The following is a 20,165-nucleotide window of genomic DNA, read 5'->3' as shown; positions in this document are numbered from 1 at the left end:
CGCAATCGTCCCTTTCTTTCGTTCCTTCTCTCGCTAGCGGCGGATCGCGACGATGCTGCCGACCCTGACCGTCATCTCGTCTCCGTCGCCGCTGAAGTGGGCCTCGCGCCCGCTATCGGGATCGAAGAAGGAGGAGTCGCTCAACGGCCACAGGACCCCGCGGCCGGGGCCCGGCCGGAGCGCGAGCCCCCGCCGGTCCAGCTCGAACCGGTACTCGGCCCCCAGTTCGGGCGCGACATAGGTGCCGACGTAGCGCTCGCGCACCTCGGCCGGCACCTCCACGGGCACCTTCTCTTCGGAGAGAGGCCCGGACCATCCGTATGTGTGGGCAACCGTGGTCGCGATCTCGGACGCGAGCTGGCTCCCCGAGTCGGAGTTCGTCATCACGAAGACCCCGTCGTCCCCGTCGATGTACGCCGCGAAGGTGGAGCGGAAGCCCTGGTTCGAGCCCCCGTGCTGGAAGCGTTCGCCATCCGGCGAGATCGCCGGGCCCAGGCCCCAGTCGTCCGCGTCGGGCGTCAGCATCGCGAGCGCGAGCGCTTCGCCGAGGACGCGGGCAGACTCGCCCTTCCACGCGCGTTGCATCTCCCGGGCGTAGAGCGCGAGTTCGCTCGGCGTGGTCCAGAGCCCGGCGGCGGCCTGCTCGGGGTACGTGTGCCACCCGCCGGGGACGCGCTCGCCGATCGCCCGGTAGCCGGTCGCGATGTCGTCCCGGCGCTCGGCCGGGATCGGCTGCTCGTACGTCGAGCGGACCATGCCGATCGGATCGAGGACTTCCTCCCGCACCACGGCGGCGAACGGTTTGCCGTGTACGTCCGCCACGAGTTGCTGCATCACGGTGTATCCGCCGCCGGAGTACCTCCAGCTCTCGCCCGGTGCCTTGTAGACGCGCACGGGGTCGGTGTTGCCGCGGCCGTCCAGGACGGCTGGCCCGTCCGGCACCGCTTCGTCCGGCCCGTACCCGGGGAAGCCCCATACGGTGAGACCGCCCCGGTGCGTGAGGATCCCGCGCAGGGTGACGGGCGCCTCCTCCGTGAACCCGTTCTCCGGCACCTGCCAGCTCGTGAGGTACGCGTTGACGTCGCCGTCGAGCTCCACCCGACCCGATTCGACGAGTCGGAGGGCGGCGAGCGCGGCCACGGGCTTGGAGATGGACGCCGCCTGGAAGAGCGTGTTCGGCGTCACGGGACGCCCCGACTCGACATCGGCGAGTCCGTAGCCCCCCGCCCACGCGATCTCGCCGTCAACGAGCACGGCGATGCTGACCCCGGGCACTTCGAGTTCGGCCATGCGCTCCGCGAGCGAGGGTCGCGCGACAGGCTCGCCGCGGATCGTGAAGGTCGGCATCAGCGCCGACTCGACGGCCGCCTGTCGGGCCCCCTCGGCCCCCTCCTCCTGCCGGGACCCGTCGGCCGGCGGGGCCTGCGAGCAGGCCGCGGCGAACGACATCCAGGCGACGAGGGTGCTCCGGGTGGTGTTGACGGTCCCCCTCCCATCACGGGCGCGACACGGGCAATTTGCGGTACGGCGAACCTCGGGACTACCACGATGACTGTCGGGTGAGCGGGAGACCAGACCGGATCGCCCCGGTTCGGTCACTGCCAGGCTTTCTTCCCGAACTTGCAGTCGTACCAGCTGCGCCCGATGCCGAGATCGACCCGCAGCGGAACGTCGAGTTCGACGCCTCCTTCCATCTCCTCGCGCACCACCCGGCTGACCTCTTCCGCATCGGCTTCGGGCGCCTCGATGAGCAGCTCGTCGTGCACCTGCAGGAGCATCCGCGCCTCCGTGTCGGCGAGTCGGCGGTGGAGCCGGATCATCGACACCTTGATGAGGTCGGCGGCCGAACCCTGGATGGGGGAGTTCGTCGCCGTCCTTTCGCCGTAGCCGCGGATCCCGGGATTTCTGGAGCGGATCTCGGGGATGTACCGTCGGCGTCCGATCAGCGTCTCGACGTAGCCCTGTCGCCGCGCCACCTCCTTCATCTCCTCCAGGTAGATCGCGACCCCCGCGAAGCGCTCGAAGTAGCCGTCGATGAACTCGCCCGCCTGCGCCCGCGAGATGCCGAGCTGCTGCGCGAGGGCGAACGGACCCTGGCCGTAGATGGTCGCGAAGTTGATCGTCTTCGCCTGTTCCCGCATCGTCGCCGTGACGTCGGCGGGCTCGACGCCGAAGATTCGGGCCGCGGTCTCCCGGTGGATGTCGCGCTCCGCCCGGAACGCCTCCACGAACGCCTCGTCCCCCGAGAGGTGGGCCATCACGCGGAGTTCGATCTGGGAATAGTCCGCGCCCACGAACGCGTGGCCGGGTGCGGCGACGAACCCCTTTCTGATCTCGCGTCCCAGCGCCCTGCGGATGGGGATGTTCTGGAGATTGGGGTCGGAGGACGAAAGGCGGCCCGTCGCGGCGACCGTCTGGTTGAATCGGGTGTGGATGCGCTCCTCGGCGTCGATCAGCCTCGGGAGCACGCTCACATACGTGCCATCGAGCTTGTCCAGCTCCCGGTGCTCGAGGATGAGGCGCGGCAGTGCATGACCCATGGTCGCGAGTTGTTCGAGCACGGACTCGTCGGTCGAGGGCCCGGTCTTCGTCTTCTTGAGGACGGGCAGCGCGAGCTGGTCGAACAGCAGGGCACGCATCTGCGGCACTGAGCGCAGGTTGACTTCGGCTCTCGCGATCTTGTGGATCTCCTCGCGCACCGCGTCGAGGTCGCGTCGCAGGCGGGCCTTAAGATCCGCGAAGAAGTCGAGGTCTATCGCGATGCCGGCGCGTTCCATGCTGGCGAGCACGGAGAGGAGCGGCATCTCCACCTCCCTGAACAGGCGGCTCATCCCGGTGCGTTCGAGTTCTTCCCCGTCGACTTTCGCGAGTCGGTGGAGGAGAGCGGCGCGGGGTCCGGCCCATTCGGCGGCGCGCGCCGGCTCGACCGAGGCCATGGCGAGGCGGTTCCGGCCCGTTCCGGTGACCCCGTCGCGGGTCTCCAGCTCCACCTGCGCGCGGTCCGGGGCGAGCGTGGAGAGGGCGCGGTCGCGTCGGGCCGGATCGATACAGTACGAGGCGATGCGGGTGTCGAAAGCTGCGGCGGCCCCGACGCCTCCCAGCTCGACACCGTGCCGTCGCAGAAGCTGGACGGCGTACTTGAGATCGTGGCCGATTTTCGGGGTCCCCGAGGCGAGCAACTCCCGCAGCCCCCGCATCTCGGGCGAACCCAGACCCGGCAGGCCGACCGGTTCGCCGGCATCGAAGGCGAGCGCCGGGTTCCCCGCCACGTCACGCTGGACCTCCGGCGCCCGGTGACCGAGGGGCAGGTAACACGCCGCCGCATCCGAAGCGGCGAGCGCCACGCCGACGAGTTCTGCGCCCAATGGATCGTCCGAACTGCCGACGACGAAGAGTCCGAGGCGGACGGCCCCGGCGAATCCGGCCACGACCTCCCCGAGGCGATCGGCGTCGGCGACCCGTTCGATATCGGGTGAGAATCCACGTACTTCCGCCGCCGGCGCCTCCAGTTCCCGGAGCAGGTTGTGGAACTCCAGGGCGCGGAAGACGGCGGCCGCCTTCCCGGTGTCGAGCGGCCGCGAGCGGAGGCTCTCGAGGTCGAGTTCGACCGGCGCGTCGGTCCGGATGGTCACGAGCGCCTTCGAGCGCCGCGCGTCGTCCGCGTGCTTCAGGAGGGCGTTCCGCGCCCGGGTGGCGGTGACCTCTTCGGCCCGCTCCAGGATGGATTCCAGATCTCCGAACCGATGGATGAGTCCGGGGGCGGTCTTCTTCCCGATCCCCGGTACGCCGGGGACGTTGTCGGAGGTATCGCCGAGAAGCGCCAGGAAGTCGGTCACGCGCTCCGGCGGCACGCCGAACCTCTGCTCCGCGTTCTCCGGGGTCACCCACTCCTGTTCGACCCCGGCGGGCCCGCCGCGGCCCGGATTGAGGAGGACGGTGTCCGGGTCGACCAACTGGTGGAAGTCCTTGTCGCCCGAGACGATGACGGTGCGCAGCCCGCCTCCGCCGGCTTCGCGGGCGAGCGTCCCGATCACGTCGTCCGCCTCCCAGCCTTCGGCTTCGACCACGGGCACCCGGAAGGCGTCGAACACCTCCCGGCACCTCGGCAACGAGGCCCTGAGTTCGTCGGGCATCTTCTCGCGCGTCGCCTTGTAGTCGGGATAGACCTCGGTCCGGAAACTGTCGCCCGCGTCGAACACGACGCCCAGGTAGTCGGGCGCGTGGTCGTCGATCAGACGCATCAGGAAGCGCGCGATCCCGTACGGCGCCGAGGTGTTCTCGCCGCTCGAGGTGGTGAGCGGACGGTTGATCATGGCGAAGAACGCGCGGTAGATGAGCGCGTAGCCATCGAGCAGGAAGAGCGACGGGCGAGCAGCCCGTCCGGAGGTGGTCGACATGGCCTACATGTAGTCCCGCCGAGGGGCTCGTGGCAAAGGCCGGCGCAACAAAAAAACGCCCCGCCGATGGGGCGGGGCGCCTGGAATCGTGGTCGTGCCTCGGGTCAGGCGGTGCGGGTCACCCGGGTCGCGTGCAGGCCCTTGTCACCCTGCGTGACCTCGTAGTCCACCTCCATCCCCTCGGCGAGCGTCTTGTACCCGTCCATATCGCCTGATGGCATCCTGCCTCCTGCGAGCCGCTGAGATGGGTGGTTTCGGACGGGTGCGGCGGTCCTCCGCACACTCCGCCGCTCCGCCGAAAATCGAGATGGAACCTATCGTATGCGAGCGGTCCGAAAGCGTCAACACGCTGCAACGGGACGGTCGCGAACGGTGATCCGACGCGCGGATCAGCGTCCGTCCGTGGCGAGTTCCGGATAGAGGAAACGGTAGATCCCGGACAGTTCGGTGACCGCCCGCACGTACTCGCGCGTCTCCCGGTAGGGGATTCGTTCGACGAGTTGTTCCGTGTCCGCGAACTCGGGGAAATCACGCCACCGGGCGTAGCGGAGCGGGCCGGCGTTGTAGGAGATCATGCCGGCGATGTCGAAGCGCTCGTAGCGGTCGAGCACGTCCGCCAGGTATCGCGTGCCGAGCATCAGATTGACCTGCGGGACCGTGATCTGGCCGCGGTGGTATCCGGGCAGGCCGGCCCGCGAGGCCACGTTTCGCGCCGTCTCCGGCAGCAGTTGCATCAGGCCGATGGCGTTGGCGACCGACCGGATCTCGGGGTCGAACATCGACTCGCGCCGCGAGAGGCCGGCCACGAAGTGCGGCGAGAGGCCGTTGCGCTCAGCCGCGGCGACGAGGGCCTCCCGGAAGGGAAGCGGATAGATGGCCTCGAGGAGCGGCCGGCTCCATCGGCCCCGAAGCGCGTGGGCGCGCCAGCCCTGCCCGATCCCTTCCCGCGTCCAGCCCGCCGCGTTCAACGCGTGCGCGAAGACGAGGACGGATCCGTAGGTGGACGGCCCCCGATCCCGCGCCCGCCGGTACTCCCGGCGCGCCCGGTCGTGCCAACCGAGTTCCCGCAGGATCCCCATCCGTTCGATGGCGGCCGCGTGGACCCCGTCGAGCGGAGGAAACGGGTCCGGGTCTCCGAGGGTAACCGCCTCCCAATGGTTCGATCCGATTCGGGGCGCCGCGAGGATGGCGTAGTAGTCGAACGGATCGTACCCGACGACGCGGCGGTAGAACGACCGCGCAGACGCGGTATCGCCGAGGACCTCCGCGACCCTTCCGCTCCAGTAGGTGGCGCCCTGCGCCCAGGCACCCTCCGGATAGCGGTTCCGATACTCGGCAAGGTGCGATCGCGCTTCTTCGTAGCGGGCCGCGTGATACGAGAGCAACGCGAGCCTCTCGAGTGACCGCGCCCCGTAGTTCGACCCGGGGAACGCGCCGAAGGAGCGCTCAAACCCCTCGGCCGCGGCATCGGGCCGGCCGTCATCGTGCTGCAGGTCCGCGATCAGATAGGCCGCGCGGGCCGCGACCTCTCCCCTGCCCCTCGCGGCGGTCTCCTGGGCCCGCGCGGCCGCGTCCGGGCGGCCGAGCGCGGTGTAGATGCGGTTCGCCAGCATCCAGAGCGACGCGCGGGGGCTCGTCGCCGAGGCAGGATCGTCGATCCACGGTCCCAGCGCCCGGGCCGCCCGGCTCGGGTCGCCCAGCGCCAGGTACGCTCCCGCGAGCGACTCCGCGATGGCGGGCCGCTCGTCCTCCGGCGCGAGTTCGAGCGCCTCGGACAGATATTCGGAGGCGCGGGCGTGCCGGCCGGCCCGGCTGTCCGAGCGGCCGACATCGCGGAGCGTCCGCCAGGAGCGCGACAGGTGCAGGAGCGCGGGACCCGTCTCCGACGTGTACGGTCCCGCAGCGATCGCGTCCGCAACGGCCGACCGGGCCGATGCGGTGTCCCCGATCGTCAGGAAGTGCGGGCCGAGGTGCCGGGCGGCGAGCGCGGTGCGGACGCGGCGGCCCGCGCGGCGCGCCAGCGTGACCCCGCGCTCCGGGTCCTCGAGCCGGAATGCCAGGCGCGCGGCGCGGAGCAGCGCGGAGTCGGCGGACACCCGGCCCGCGATGACGATCGAGTCGGCAAGCGCAAACGCGGCGCGGTCGTCCCCCTCGGCGAGGGCGTAGAGACGGGAGAGCCGCAGCCACGGCGCCAGATCCGGGTGTTCGCGCTCGGCGAGCGCGAATTGCTCCGCCGCCTCGGACCACCGGGCCAGGTCGCCCGACACCCGGGCGAACTCAACGCGCGCGGCCGGCGGAGGCGTCCCATCGACGGCTCGCAGGTACGCGCGGTATTGCTCGGCGGCCCGGCCTGCGCTGTCCAGCCCGGCGTACGCGCGCGCCAGGAGAAGTGTGGCCTGCGACCGCGCGGACGGGGCCGAGACGGCGTCTTCTACAAGGAGCCGCCGCACGGAAGCCCACGCGCGCTGACCCGCAAAGGCTCTCGCCGCCAACAGCAAAGCCTCGTCCCCCTGCACCTCGCCCACCGCAAGTTCACGCGCCAGCAGCGTGGACGCGGAGACCGGCATCTGCGCATCGAGGAGAGCGCTCGCTCGCTCGAGGATGGCGTCGCCTCGCGGAAAGGCGGACTGGGCCCCGTCGCCCCCGTTCTGCGCGGCAACGCCCGGTGCGAGGGACAACAGCAGGAGCGACCCCAACCCGGGGCCGCGGAGAAACACACGCAGGAACACGCTCACAGACAGGCCTCCTTCCACCAACTTCCCCACCCCGACAACCCACGGGCCAGCGAGCCCGACCCACAATTTCCGTCGCCCTCCGCCCTCGATGCAAGGACCAAAAAAAAGAAAGCGGCCCGCCGGAGTGGCGGGCCGCCTCTTTGAAGCCGGCCTCGGTTGCGCCCCCGAGGGCGCGTGGACGATCAGCCGGCGGCCTGGTGAGCCTCGCGCTCGTGCAGTGCATCGATGAGACGCTGGGCGCTCTCTTCCATCTCGATCACGAGGCGGTCGATCATCGTGACGAAGTAGTTGTGGAAGATGTTGATCGGAATCGCGATCGTCAGACCGGTCGCGGTCGTGATGAGCGCGACCTTGATCCCGCCCGCGACCAGCGTGGCTTCCACCTCACCCGCGATCTCGATGGCCTGGAAAGCCATGATCATCCCGATCACGGTCCCGAGGAAGCCGAGGAGCGGTGCCACGTTGGAGAGCGTCGCGAGCCAGACGAGGCCCTTTTCGAGGCCCGCTACCTGGATGGCGCCGGCGTTCTCGATCGCCTGGGTCGCCCGCTCCGTCCCTTCCTCATGTCGGGAGAGACCCGCCTGGAGGACGGTCGCGGCGGGGGCGCCCGATTCGTTGCAGAGATCGAGGGCCGCGCCGAGGTTCCCGCCGGCGATCATCTCGTCGGCGTCTCGGAGAACCTTCTTGTTCTTGGAGGCCTTCAACTGCAGGTCGACCAGCTTCCAGAGGATGATGAGGACTCCGATCGCCAGGGCCGCGCCGAGCGGCCACATCATCCAACCCCCCGCCACCCAGATGTCGGCAAGGTTGAGCGACTGGCCCTCACCCAGCGTGAGTGTCTCCTGAAACCAGAGTATCGACGCGATCAAGGTGGGCCTCCCGGGTAAGGTTGATCCTTTTTCCACAGCGCGGCCGACCGGGCGCGCGGAGGCGCCGGAGGCGGAGCGGAACCCAAGCTAGATCCGGTCTATGGGACCGTCAAGCGGGACGCCGACGGGTCGAGAGGCGATGGGGCCCGGCGCCGCGCGACGGCACGCTGCTCGCGGCGCCAGAGCCAGGCGGCCGATCGATGGAGCCCCTCGTACGATGCCGCCATCCGGTCCAGCGTAGCCGACACCCCCACGATGTCCCCGGGGGGCGCCGGTGCCCCGAACGCCCGGGCCATACCGGCCTCGAGGCGTCGGATGATGGTCTCGGCATCCGGGGCAGGCGAGAGCGCCTCTCCCAGGCCGATCGACGGTCGCCCCCCGGCCTCCCCCACCGGGTCCGCCGCCGGGTCCGCCAGCGCCTCCGGTCCATCGAGGTCCGCCAGCTTCTGCCGATCCTCCAGCAAAATGGAGCCGTGCTGGAGCAGCGCCCCGCGGCGGCGGCGCTGAGCGCTTCCCACCAGCTTGCGGCCGCCGACGGTGAGTTCGCCCGGGGCGGGTTCACGGAAACAAGCCGCCGCCGAAAGCGCAATCGGCCCCGCCGTACCGGGCGTCGGCGCGTCGTCCCGCGGCAGATCGTCGACGGGGACGCCGAGCGCCCGCAGCCCTTCCGCGAGCGCCCGATGGAGGCTCCGCAGCACCGCCTTCGGCCCTCCCCACGCCCGATCCGGACAGGCGAAGGCGTACGTGATCTCGGGGCCGTGGAAGACCGACCGGCCGCCCGTCGGCCGCCGGACGGCATCCACCCCCGGGCGGATGTCGCCCGGGGCCTTCCCGAGCAGGCGCGCGGGCGCCGGCTGGTTGCGGCCCAGCGACACGCACCAGGGATCCCATCCATAGAAGCGCAGCAGCGTCCGGCCGGCGGCGGCGTACTCCAGCATTGACTCGTCGAGCGCCATGTTCCGCGCGCCGTCCGCCACGGCATGGGGCAGCACGACGCAGGCCGGCCCCCCGCGGGATGGCCGCCCGCCCCGGCCCATCACAGTTCCAGCGCCTCTCCGGGCTTCAGGATGACGACTTCCGCGGCGTCGCCCACCCCGTCCACGAACCTGGCCGGATCGACGGCGATCAGCTCCCACGTGTCGTAGTGGTGGGGGATCGCGATCCGGGGCTGGATCATGTGGATCGCGCGGGCCGCGTCCTCGGGGCCCATGGTGAAGTTGTCGCCGATCGGCACCAGCGCGATGTCCACCTCGCCGTTCAGCAGCTGCATGTCCATCGTGAGCCCCGTGTCGCCGGCATGGTACACCCGCATCCCGTCCACGGTGAGCAGGATGCCGGCGGGGATTGTCGTGTACCCCTCCGCGCCCGGCGCATCGATCTTCCCGCCGTGGATCGCCACGGTGAGCTTGACGCGCCCGAACGGGAACTCGTGCGCGCCCCCGATGTGCATGGGATGCCCGTTCTCGTGCCCCTGCACCTCTCCCGCGTAGGACACGATCTCGTAGGTGGCGATCAGCTGCGCATTCGTCGCCTTGAGGATCTCCCACGTGTCCGCGATGTGGTCGCCGTGCCCGTGCGTCAGCAGGAGATAGTCCAGCCGGTCCGTGAAGTGTTCCGGGCCGACGTCGGCGATGGGGTTGTCGGTCAGGAAGGGATCGATGAGGATCCGCGTTCCGTCCGCCGTCTCGATCTCGAAGCAGCTCTGGCCGTGGAATACGAGTCTCGCCATCTCGGCTCCCTCCGTTTTTGCGCCGACCGGCCCGGGGGGGCCGGCCGCACTGACGAGTCCTATGCCTCTACCGTCTCGTAGCTCTCCAGGGGCGGACAGGCGCACACGAGATTCCGGTCGCCGTGGGCGTTGTTCACCCGCCGCACGGGCGGCCAGAACTTCCATTCGCGCGTGGACGGGGCCGGATAGGCCGCCGCCTGCCGGGCGTAGGCGTGGTCCCACTCGTCGCCCGCGACCATGGCGGCGGTATGGGGGGCATTCTTCAGCGGGTTGTCCGCCTTGTCCCAGATCCCCAGTTCGATTTGCCGAATCTCGCCGCGGATCGAGATGAGGGCGTCCACGAGCCGGTCCAGTTCCCGCTTCGACTCGCTCTCGGTGGGCTCGATCATGATCGTGCCCGCCACCGGGAACGACATCGTGGGGGCGTGGAATCCGTAGTCCATGAGCCGCTTCGCCACGTCCTCGTCCGTCACGCCCGTCCCGCGACGAAGGGGCCGCGTGTCGAGAATGAACTCGTGGGCCACGCGCCCGTTCTCGCCGCGGTACAGGACATCGAAGTGCTCGCTGAGCCGCGTCGCCATGTAGTTCGCGTTGAGCACCGCAACCTCCGTCGCCGCGCGGACGCCGTCGCGGCCCAGCATGGCGACGTAGGCCCACGAGATGAGGAGGATCGAAGCGCTGCCCCAGGGCGCCGACGATACCGCCGGGATCGCGGACTCGCCGCCCACATCGACGAGCGGGTGTCCGGGCAGATAGGGCGCCAGCTCCTCGGTCACGCAGATCGGGCCCATTCCGGGACCGCCGCCTCCGTGCGGAATGGCGAACGTCTTGTGGAGGTTGATGTGGATGACGTCGGCCCCGTAGTCGCCCGGTCGGCAGAGGCCCACCTGGGCGTTCAGGTTGGCGCCGTCCAGATACACGAGCCCTCCGTGCTCGTGGACGATGTCCGTGACCTCCCGGATCGCGGACTCGAACACGCCGTGCGTGGACGGATACGTGATCATCGTCGCCGCCAGCCGGTCCGCGTGCCGCGCAGCCTTCGCGCGCAGGTCCTCCACGTCGATATTACCGTCTTCGTCGCACTTGACGACGACGACCTTCATCCCCGCCATGACCGCGCTCGCCGGGTTCGTGCCGTGGGCCGAGGACGGGATCAGGCAGACATCCCGGTACTCCTCCCCACGGTCCTCGTGCCGGGCCGCGATGACGAGCAGGCCGGTGTATTCGCCCTGTGCCCCGGAGTTGGGCTGGAGCGAGCACGCGGGAAGTCCGCTCATCTCGCACAGCCAGCCCTCGAGTTCGTCGAACAGGCGCCGGTAGCCCTCCGCCTGCTCGACGGGCGCGAAGGGGTGGAGTGAGCCGAACTCCGGCCACGTGACCGGGATCATCTCCGAAGTGGCGTTGAGCTTCATCGTGCACGAACCGAGCGGGATCATGCTCGTGTTGAGCGACAGGTCGCGCGTCTCCAGGCGGTGGATGTAGCGCAGCATCTCGGTCTCGGAGTGATGCCGGTTGAAGACCGGGTGCTCCAGGTAGCCCGAGGTGCGCGCGAGGTTGGCGGGATAGGCGGGCTCCGGCGCCTCGGACACAACCGCCGCCGCCGTCAGTTCGGGTCCACTCTCACCCCGGAAGACGGCGAGCAGATCGTCGATATCCTCGCCGCGGACCGTCTCGTCGAGCGTGATCCCCACCGTCCCGTCCTCGAAATCCCGCAGGTTGATGCGGCGCTCGAGCGCGCGGGACAGGATGTCGGCCGACGTGAAGCCCGAGGGGATGACCTGCAGCGTGTCGAAGAAGTGCTCGTGCACGATCGTGTGGCCGAGCCGCTCCAGCCCCCTCGCGAGCGCCCACGTCAACTTCCGGACCCGCGTCGCGATCGCCCGCATGCCTGCCGGCCCGTGGTACACGGCGTACATGCCCGCCATGATCGCGAGCAGCACCTGGGCCGTGCAGATGTTCGACGTGGCCTTCTCGCGGCGAATGTGCTGCTCCCGCGTCTGGAGGGCCATCCGCAGGGCCGGGTTCCCATCCGCGTCGATCGAGACTCCGATGATGCGCCCCGGCAGCTTCCTCTTGAACGCGTCGGTCACGGCAAGATACGCGGCGTGCGGGCCGCCGTAGCCCATGGGGACCCCGAAGCGCTGCGAGTTGCCGACAGCGATATCCGCGCCAAACTCGCCGGGCGGGGCGAGCAACGCCAGGGCGAGCAGGTCTGCCGCGACGACGACTCCGGCACCGTGCTCGTGAAGTGCCTCACACAGGCCGCGGTAGTTCACGGCCGCGCCCTCGGTCGTCGGATACTGGAGGAGGGCGCCGAACGCCACCCCCGGGCTATCGAGTTCGAGGTCTCCCTGCCGGAAGAGCCGCACCTCGATGCCCAGCGGACGGGCACGGCCCCTGACCACCTGGACCGTCTGGGGGTGACAGGCCTCGGAGACGAGAAACACGTTCCTGTCGCCGCGTCCCCGGGCGGCCCAGAGCATGAGCATCGCTTCCGCCGCGGCGGTTCCCTCGTCCAGCAGCGAAGCGTTCGCGATCGGGAGGCCGGTGAGGTCGATCACCATGGTCTGGAAGTTGAGCAGCGCCTCGAGCCGCCCCTGCGAGATCTCGGCCTGATACGGTGTGTACTGCGTGTACCAGCCGGGGTTCTCCATGATGTTGCGGAGGATGACGCCGGGCGTCAGGGTCCCGTGGTATCCCAGCCCGAGATAGGACCTGTGGGGCCGGTTGAGGCGCGCGAGTTCCGCGGCCCGATCGAGGAGCCTTCTCTCGCTCACCGCCTCGGGGAGCTCGAGGTCGCGTCCGAGGCGGATCATTTCGGGCACCGTCTGGTCGACGAGCTCGCCCATGCTCGCCACGCCGACGACATCCAGCATCTTCTCGATGTCCGCGGCCGCGGGTCCGATGTGGCGCCCGGCGAACTCGCCGACAGGTTCCATCTCGAGCTGCATGTTCAGAAGCGTACCGTCAGCCCTCGTCGGCGTCGGCGACGAGCGCGGCGTACTGCTCGGCGGTGAGAAGGTCGTCGAACTCGAACGTCGAGTCCGTCGCGAGGCGGATCATCCAGCCCTCGCCGTAAGGGTCACTGTTGACGAGCGCGGGATCGGTCTCCAGAGCGTCGTTCACGGCCACGACCTCTCCAGCCGCGGGGCAGAAGAGTTCGGAAACCGTCTTCACGGCTTCGACGGTCCCGAAAGCCTCCATCTGTCCGAACTCCTCGCCGGGCGCCGGGAGTTCCACGTATACCACGTCCCCCAGCTCGCCCTGGGCATAGTCGGTGATCCCGATGAAGACCTCACCTTCCACATCTGATTCGCGCACGTACTCGTGCTCTGGCGTGTACCTGAGGTCTTCCGGGATGTCCGTCATTTCGTCCCTCGCGTGGTTCGGACCGGGCGGTATGGGGGGCGGCGACGGGGAGAATACCCGAGCCGCGAGCCGGGCGTCAAGGAAGCTGCCCGCGGCGTGCTTTCCTCGCCATCCTGAGGCGTTTCCGCGCGTCTCGGGCGCTCTCGCCGGGCAGGCGTTCCACGATGTCCACGCCGCCCATGCAGACGAGGCCGCTGATCCGGATCACCGGTGCGTCCCGTGCCGGCGGAGTGCTCGGTTCGGGCATGGTCACGCCCCCCATCAGCGCGAGCCCACCCCATTCCACGCGGACGCCCGGCGGGACGACGATATGCACGCCTCCCATCAGCGCGAAGAGTCGGACGGAGACCTCGACCGTCGCGAACGCCGCCTGGCGGAAATCGAGGTCCGTGCCGCCCATCACGCTTACGGCGGTGAGCGTGCGGGGCGGGACCCAGCTTCCCTTGCGCTCGGTCGTGCCCCACACCGAGACGATGAGGTCGCTCTTCTGGGCGGGTCGGGACGGATCGACGGACGTGGAGGGGCGGGGAGCGGGGGCGACCGGGCGGGTTTCCCGCTGCAGCGGCGGGAGGTCCCGCTCCAGAGCGACGAGTTCGCCCGGGGTGCGGGCGGCGTACGCAATGTCGAGCCGGCGCTCCAGCTCCGTGGCGCTGATGGCGTCGCGCGCGAAGTGCGCGCTCAGCCGTTCCACCATCGCCTGCCGTTCCCCGGGTGACGGCGATCTGGCCGGAGGTCCGGCGTCCGTCCCATCCCTGTTCGTCATCGTCCCCCCTCGCCGCAGCGTAGTCGGGGTGATCCTCGCGTCGCGCGGATGCCTCGGCAAGACGACAAACTTGCAGCTTCGCCCCGCACGCGGCATCATGCGCTTTGTTGTTCGTTTTTGGTGCCCTATCGTGAACTTCTGAAAGGAGGTGATCCAGTGTCTGAAGGGTGTAGAACCGGGTCTGACTCGGCATGGGCAGCGATCGCCTCGAGGCAGCGTAACCGGTCCTGAACCGGTGGCGCTCGAGACATGCGCCGACCTGAAGCTTGCGGTGCCTCGCCGGCGTCGCGTCGAGTCAGGTTTCGGACAAGACAGAGCCGGCCGCGGGCTTCACGCTCGCGGCCGGTTCTCTTTTTGTACTCCACCTCACGGTTGAGATGCCGCTATTCAGCAAGTACAGCGGGGCCGGCAACGATTTCGTCATCGTGCGCGGCGAGGAGTTGGGACTCCGGGATGTCGGAACGCTGGCCGCAGTCCTCTGCCCGCGGGCGTCGGGCGTCGGGGTGGATGGACTGATCACGGTTCGCAGCCTGAGCGAGGAACTGGTCCGCCTCCGCTTCTTCAACCCCGACGGCTCGGAGTTCTCCACCTGCGGCAACGGGTCGCGTTGCGCGGCCCGCTACGCGGTGGACCGCGGCCTGGCCCCGGCCGACCACATGCTGGTGACGGACGACGGAGAGATCGTGGCCAGAGTGCGGGCCGACGGCGTCGCGCTCGAGTATGCGCTCGATGCGCGTGTGGAGCGGGAAGTGCGGGCAGCGGTCGGGAAGGAGAACCGCGACGCCTGGCTCGTGCGCATGGGCACCGCGCACCTCGTGGTCCCGGTACCCTCCGTCGAGGTGGAGGATTTCGAGGCCGTCTGCCGGTCTCTCCGCTGGCTGGAGGCGCCTGGTGATGGCGGCGTAAACGTTCACCTCGTCGCGCGCGCCGACGGGGCCACCTTCATCCGCACCTTCGAACGCGGCGTCGAGGCGGAGACGCAGGCCTGCGGTAGTGGTTGCATGGCGGTGGCTTTCGCGCTGCGGAACGCGGGTGAAGCCGGAGAGCGCGTCGAACTCGTGGTTCGATCCGGCGCGGTGCTCGCGGTGGAATTCCTCGCTGCCGGGCGGATGCACCTGACAGGACCCGCCGTGTTCGTCTTCGATGGTGTCTTCCCCGAACCGATGCCCTGAGCCGGTGCGGCCCGGGATCACGACGGCGCTCCTGGGCTGGTTCGACCGGCGGCGGCGTGACGTCCCCTGGCGCGGCGAGGGTGACCCGTACGCGATCCTCGTCGCCGAGGTGATGGCACAGCAGACGAGGCTCGAAACCGCCATCCCCTTCCACCGCCGCTTCATGGAACGCTTTCCGGACCTGCAGGCCCTGGCCTCGGCGGACGAGGACGAGGTCCTCAAGGTCTGGGAGGGGCTCGGCTATTACGCCCGGGCCCGCAACCTGAGGCGGACCGCGCGGCTCGTGGTTGCGGAGTACGGCAGCCGGCTTCCGGACACCGCGCCGGAACTGCGGCGGCTCCCCGGGGTCGGTCCGTATACCGCGGGGGCGGTGGCGAGCCTCGCGTTCGGTCGGCGGGAACCCGCGATCGACGGGAACGCACGTCGCGTGCTGTCTCGTCTCCACGACCTCGAGGCGCCGACGTCATCGTCGCTCGACCGCGCCGCGCGCGCCCTCCTGCGGGACGCCCTCGACCGGCCGGGCGCCGTGAACCAGGCGCTGATGGATCTCGGGAGCGCGGTGTGCACACCCCGGCGGCCGCGCTGCGAGGAGTGCCCTCTTTCGCCGCGCTGCCTCGCCCGGCAGCGGGGGACGAGGGCGCAGCGTCCCCCGCTGCGCCCTCGTGCGACCCCGCCCGAACGGGTAGAGGCGGCCGCAGTCGTGCAACGGGACCGGCGCATCCTCGTGCTGCGCCGACCGGCCGAGGGGCTGCTGGGCGGTCTGTGGGATTTCCCGTCGATTCCGCTCGCTCCCTCGGCCACGCCCCGGACGGCGCTCTCCGAGGGGCTCCGCGAGAGATTCGGACTGGTCTGTCGCGTCGGTGACGAGATCCGAAGCGTGCGCCACGCGTTCAGTCACTTCCGGCTTCGGCTCGCAGTCCATCGGGCCTCGTGGATGGATGGCGAGATACCGCCGGAGCTGCGTCACCGCTGGATCCGGCGTACGGAACTGGCCGACCTTGCCTTCCCCGTCTACCAGCGCCGCTTCATCGACCGGGATCTGATCACGTGAGACGCTATCCCCCACCGCTTCACCCGGGGATCGGCGGCGGTTTCTCACCCGCCTCCTCCAGGTAGGAGAGGTAGGCGCGGATCGTGAGTTGCGCGGCCCGGTGGCGGGGCGCCGGCAGGTCGCCGTAGACCGCTGCCCGGATCTGCTCGAGTGTACGCGCGCCCGATCCGAGGGCGGCGCGCACGAGAGCCACGCGGTCGAGTCGGTGGGCACGACACGCCTCCAGCCGAGCCCACGCGTCATCCACCGCGGGCCCGTGACCCGGCAGGAGCCGGGTCGGACGCAGCGCGGCGAGGCGAGCCAGACTCGCGAGCCAGGCGCTGACGGAGCCGTCGGGATGGACGATCATGCTGCTCCCCTCCCCCAGCACGAGGTCGCCGGTGAACAGGATGCCTTCCGGTTCGAGGAGATAGCAGAGGTGGTCGGCCGAATGGCCCGGCGTCGCCAGCGCGCGAAGTCGGAGATCGCCGCCCAGCGCGACCGCCTCGTCGTCCGCGAGCGGCCGGCCGCCCCGCCCCAGTCGGCCCAGCGTGACGGCCGAGCCGCGGAGTGCGCCCCAGCGCCTGGATGCTTCGGCCGCGGCTGCGGCGTGGTCGGCGTGCGCGTGCGTGAGGCATACGGCGGCCACGCGCCTCCCGCCGACAACCGCTTCGACGCGGCCGAGATGCGCCTCGTCCCGCGGGCCGGGGTCCAGCACGACGAGGGGTTCGGCACCGATGACGTACGTCTGCGTGCCGGTCAGCGTCAGCGCGCCCGGGTTGTCAGCGCGGATCGCGGTGACGTGCGCCCCGCGCCGGGCGACGTGCGGGTCGGGAGGCAGGGGGCTCAAGGGAACTCGTCGTAGCCCGGGGCGCCGGGCGCCAGCGGCCGGACACCGGATGCGCTCGGCGAGCCAAGAGAACCTCGTCTGGTCCGCCAGTAGTGCCCGGCGCGCTTCCGCGAGGCCCGACGGGTCTCCCGGCTGCGTGGATCCGGGGAGGATGCCCGTCTCCTCGAACAGTTCGCGCAGAGCCGCCACGCACGCCGTTGACTCGCCCACGGGCGGAAGCCTGCCCGCCCACGTCGGTGAGGCATCGTCCGCCTCGATCACGCCGCCGGGGAACACGTATGCCCCCGCCGCGAACCTCGATTCCATGGGCCGCTGGAGGAGCAGGAGTTCCAAGTGAGGCGGTGCCGGGCGCGCGACGATGATCGTTGCGGCGGGCCGCGGAACGACCGGGTCGACGCTCAGTCGAGGATGCGCAGCGGCATCACGAGGCAGAGATAATCCGGCTCGCCGCTGGCGGGCTGGAAGGTCGCCGCGCGTTCCGGCGCCTTGAACGTCATGCGCACGTCGTCATCGGGCATGTGCCGCAGGACCTCGAGCAGGTACGTGGCGTTGAACCCGATGTCGATGTCCTCTCCCTCGTAATCGAGTGAGAGCGTGTCCTCGGCCTCGCCGAGGTCCGGGGTCTGAACCTTGAAGTTGAGGCCGCCGTTCGTGAAGGAGAGGCGGACGCGTCTCGTCGGGTCTTCGGCCATCACGGCCACCCTCCGCACTGCGGTTTCGAGCGCAGCGCGGTTCACCGTCGCTACCTTGTCGTTGTCCTTCGGGATGACCTGGTCGAAGTTCGGATACGGCCCTTCGATGAGGGAGGTGAACACCTCGCGGCCGGCGGACCGGAACGCGAGATGGTTATCCGATCTGGCGACCTGCAGGACGGCGTCCGACGGATAGAGTTTCTGCACCTGGTTCAGAGCTCTCGGGGGGATGATCAGGTCGATGTCGGTCGGTACCCCGCCGCCATTCAGTTTCTGCGTGATCTTCGCGAGCCGATGGCCGTTCGTCGCGACCATCACGGTCTCACCCGCGCGCAGTTGCCAGAGCATCCCGTTCAGAATTGGACGGCTGTCCTCCGTCGACACCGCGAAACTCGTCTTTTCGATCAGCGTCTGCAGTTCCCCCGCCGACATCTCCCAAGCCACTCCGAAATCGATCTTCGGAAAGTCCGGAAACTCATCCGGTGCCTGCCCATAGAGCGTGAACCGACCGCGCCCACAGGCGATATCGACCCCAGTTCCGGACTCCGCGCCCCCGGGACCGGAGGACGAAAACTTCACCGGCGCATCCTCCAGGACGCGCGCGATCTCCACCAGTTGTCTGGCCGGCAGCGCCACCACACCCGGTTCTCCCACCTCCGCGGGTGCGCCGAGGGAGACGAAGACCGACATGTCCGTGCCGCTGAGCCGAACGGCGTCATCCTCCGCCTGGATCAGGATGTTCGAGAGTACGGGCAGCGCCGCGCGCGTCGGGACGGCGGATGCGCTCGCCCCAAGGCCTTTCTGAAGCGCCTCGCGAGTGATGGAGAATCTCATCTCAACTCCGGGATTCCGGTTCGATGTTTTCCACCGTTGGTTCTACGGGTGCGTATGATATCTCTCTCAACGTAGCAGTAGTAGGGCCCGTCCACGTGTCGAAAACGCCCCGATATGCGCGGGGGCAGACGGTCTTACGGGCATGCGCGAGCTGTCGACAATGCGGCATGGACGTCGAAGCTCCGCCGAAAATCCCGATGTCGGGACTTGCACCTGCGAGACGCGCGGCGGAAACCGGTGTGGTTTCCGACATCCTTCGGTCTCTTCTCGGCGGGCCGGGCATCAGGTTTTGAACAACTCCTTTTGGAGTTGCAGGACGCGCGTACGAAGGACGCCGTCGGAGGCCATGTCGGCCTCGACCTTGTTCACCGAGTGGATCACGGTGGAGTGGTTCCTTCCTCCGAACAGGTGGCCGATGTCGGAATAGGCCAGGTCCAGGTGCGTCTTGATGAGGTACATCGCCACCTGCCTGGGGACGGTGATCGTGCGGTTGCGCCGCTTCGACATCAGCGCATCGATGGACACCCCCCATAAGGCTGCGGTGCGCTCACGGACTTCTTCCGGCGATATCTCGATGGGCTCTTCCTCGGGCCAGGGGACTTCGGGACCGAGTGCGTCCCGGGCCATGTCGAGCGATATCTCGCGGCGCGTCAGCGAGCTGAAGGCGAGGAGTTTGATGAGTGCGCCTTCGAGTTGCCGGACGGAGGTCCGCCGACTGCGCGCCACGTACTCGACGACATCGTCTTCGATCTCGATGCCGTCTTCGTGCGCCTTCTGGCGGAGGATGGCGGAGCGGGTCTCCAGATCGGGCGGCTGAATGTCCGTGACGAGGCCCCACTCGAAGCGGGAGACAAGCCGTTCCTGAAGACCCGGGATGTCCTGCGGCGGCCGGTCGCTTGTGATGACGATCTGCTTCTTCGCGTCGTAGAGCGCATTGAACGTGTGGAAGAACTCCTCCTGCGTGCCCTCCTTGTTCGCGATGAAGTGAACGTCGTCGACGAGGAGCACGTCGATGCGCCGATACCGTTCACGGAAGAGCGCTGTCTGCCCCGTCCGGATCGCGTCGATCATCTCGTTCGTGAACTGTTCCGAGGGGACGTAGGCGACGTGATGGTTCGGCAGGCGTGCGAGGATCGTGTTTCCGATCGCGTGCATCAGGTGCGTCTTGCCGAGCCCCGTGCCTCCCCAGATGAAGAGGGGGTTGTAGGTCGTCGCCGGGGCTGCGCCCACGCGATCGGAGGCCGCCGCCGCGAGTTCGTTGCTGCTGCCGATGACGAACCGCGCGAAGGTGTATCGTTCGTTGAGCGGTGCGGCCGATGGAATGCCGGCCCGGGGCGGGTCCGCAGCTAGGAGCGCGCCGAGGCTGACCGGGTAGGGGTCTGAAACGTGGGGGAACTCGATCCGCTCCTCCGCCCCGCGATGCTCGAATAGAAGTCGCAGGCGCGCCCCGAGTTCGCGTTCGGCGATGTCTCGGAGCAGGCCGCCGTACTTATCCTCCACCCACTCCACGGCGAACTTGGTGGGCGCGGAGATGATGAGCGTGTCGTCCGAGAGCGAGACCGCCTCCGTGGAAGCAAGCCAGGTGCGGTAGGTTTGCTCGGGCAGCTGCCTCTGCGCGAACGCGCGGATTTTGGTCCAGGCCTCGTGTGCGGTCAGCTCCATCGCGTCGCGCTGGCAAAGAAAAAAGACGGTGGGATGGGAAGCCCCATCTTAGACGAGCGCGGC

15 protein-coding genes are annotated in these 20,165 nt (G+C 69.3%); 2 read left to right on the top strand and 13 right to left on the bottom strand.

Going from position 1 to position 20,165, the window contains the following annotated elements; translation table 11 throughout:
• Nucleotides 1-33 precede the first annotated feature (33 nt).
• From ACOQPP_RS13945 to ACOQPP_RS13900, 10 genes are all read right to left on the bottom strand, one after another.
• Entirely contained in the window at nt 34-1,449 is a 1,416-nt protein-coding gene (locus ACOQPP_RS13945) for a serine hydrolase domain-containing protein (protein ID WP_420636750.1), read from the bottom strand.
• Nucleotides 1,450-1,595: 146 nt separating this feature from the next.
• Nucleotides 1,596-4,397 carry a DNA polymerase I gene (gene polA, locus ACOQPP_RS13940; RefSeq protein WP_420636749.1) on the bottom strand — a complete coding sequence of 934 codons (2,802 nt, stop codon included), beginning with the start codon at nt 4,395-4,397 and terminating at the stop codon, nt 1,596-1,598.
• Nucleotides 4,398-4,501: 104 nt separating this feature from the next.
• Nucleotides 4,502-4,618, bottom strand: a complete 117-nt coding sequence (locus tag ACOQPP_RS13935; protein ID WP_419165909.1) for a cold shock domain-containing protein — start codon at nt 4,616-4,618, stop codon at nt 4,502-4,504.
• 168 nt (nt 4,619-4,786) lie between these two features.
• A complete protein-coding gene (locus ACOQPP_RS13930) occupies nt 4,787-7,132 on the bottom strand; it encodes a transglycosylase SLT domain-containing protein (RefSeq protein ID WP_419165910.1) in 2,346 nt (781 codons plus the stop codon).
• 182 nt (nt 7,133-7,314) lie between these two features.
• Nucleotides 7,315-8,001 (bottom strand): MotA/TolQ/ExbB proton channel family protein, encoded by a 687-nt coding sequence (locus ACOQPP_RS13925; RefSeq protein ID WP_419165911.1) that lies wholly within the window; start codon nt 7,999-8,001, stop codon nt 7,315-7,317.
• Between the two features lie 98 nt (nt 8,002-8,099).
• Nucleotides 8,100-9,038: a lipoate--protein ligase family protein gene (locus ACOQPP_RS13920; RefSeq protein ID WP_419166160.1), complete on the bottom strand. Its 939-nt coding sequence runs from the start codon at nt 9,036-9,038 to the stop codon at nt 8,100-8,102.
• On the bottom strand, nt 9,038-9,730 hold the full coding sequence (locus ACOQPP_RS13915; protein ID WP_419165912.1) for a metal-dependent hydrolase: 693 nt from the start codon (nt 9,728-9,730) through the stop codon (nt 9,038-9,040). The genes ACOQPP_RS13920 and ACOQPP_RS13915 overlap by 1 nt, the downstream gene beginning before the upstream one ends.
• Nucleotides 9,731-9,789: 59 nt before the next feature.
• The gene (gene gcvP / locus ACOQPP_RS13910; protein ID WP_419165913.1) at nt 9,790-12,681 is read right to left on the bottom strand and encodes an aminomethyl-transferring glycine dehydrogenase; all 2,892 of its coding nucleotides are present in this window, start codon (nt 12,679-12,681) and stop codon (nt 9,790-9,792) included.
• Between the two features lie 16 nt (nt 12,682-12,697).
• A complete protein-coding gene (gene gcvH, locus ACOQPP_RS13905; RefSeq protein WP_419165914.1) occupies nt 12,698-13,099 on the bottom strand; it encodes a glycine cleavage system protein GcvH in 402 nt (133 codons plus the stop codon).
• Nucleotides 13,100-13,175: 76 nt separating this feature from the next.
• Entirely contained in the window at nt 13,176-13,862 is a 687-nt protein-coding gene (locus tag ACOQPP_RS13900) for a DUF1707 SHOCT-like domain-containing protein (protein ID WP_419165915.1), read from the bottom strand.
• Between the two features lie 377 nt (nt 13,863-14,239).
• On the opposite strand from ACOQPP_RS13900, the gene dapF reads away from it, so the two are divergent.
• Nucleotides 14,240-15,034: a diaminopimelate epimerase gene (dapF, locus tag ACOQPP_RS13895; RefSeq protein ID WP_419165916.1), complete on the top strand. Its 795-nt coding sequence runs from the start codon at nt 14,240-14,242 to the stop codon at nt 15,032-15,034.
• 4 nt (nt 15,035-15,038) lie between these two features.
• On the top strand, nt 15,039-16,085 hold the full coding sequence (locus tag ACOQPP_RS13890; protein WP_419165917.1) for an A/G-specific adenine glycosylase: 1,047 nt from the start codon (nt 15,039-15,041) through the stop codon (nt 16,083-16,085).
• 19 nt (nt 16,086-16,104) lie between these two features.
• Here the strand turns inward: ACOQPP_RS13890 and ACOQPP_RS13885 are convergent, their stop codons facing one another.
• From ACOQPP_RS13885 to dnaA, 3 genes are all read right to left on the bottom strand, one after another.
• On the bottom strand, nt 16,105-17,316 hold the full coding sequence (locus ACOQPP_RS13885; protein ID WP_420636855.1) for an MBL fold metallo-hydrolase: 1,212 nt from the start codon (nt 17,314-17,316) through the stop codon (nt 16,105-16,107).
• A complete protein-coding gene (gene dnaN / locus ACOQPP_RS13880; protein ID WP_419165919.1) occupies nt 17,313-18,440 on the bottom strand; it encodes a DNA polymerase III subunit beta in 1,128 nt (375 codons plus the stop codon). The genes ACOQPP_RS13885 and dnaN overlap by 4 nt, the downstream gene beginning before the upstream one ends.
• 282 nt (nt 18,441-18,722) lie before the next feature.
• Nucleotides 18,723-20,102: a chromosomal replication initiator protein DnaA gene (gene dnaA / locus ACOQPP_RS13875; RefSeq protein ID WP_420636748.1), complete on the bottom strand. Its 1,380-nt coding sequence runs from the start codon at nt 20,100-20,102 to the stop codon at nt 18,723-18,725.
• Nucleotides 20,103-20,165: the final 63 nt, after the last annotated feature.

The sequence above is a fragment of the Candidatus Palauibacter sp. genome (genome assembly GCF_965222475.1).
Classification (GTDB): domain Bacteria; phylum Gemmatimonadota; class Gemmatimonadetes; order Palauibacterales; family Palauibacteraceae; genus Palauibacter.
This window is presented reverse-complemented; position numbering and strand designations above follow the sequence as displayed.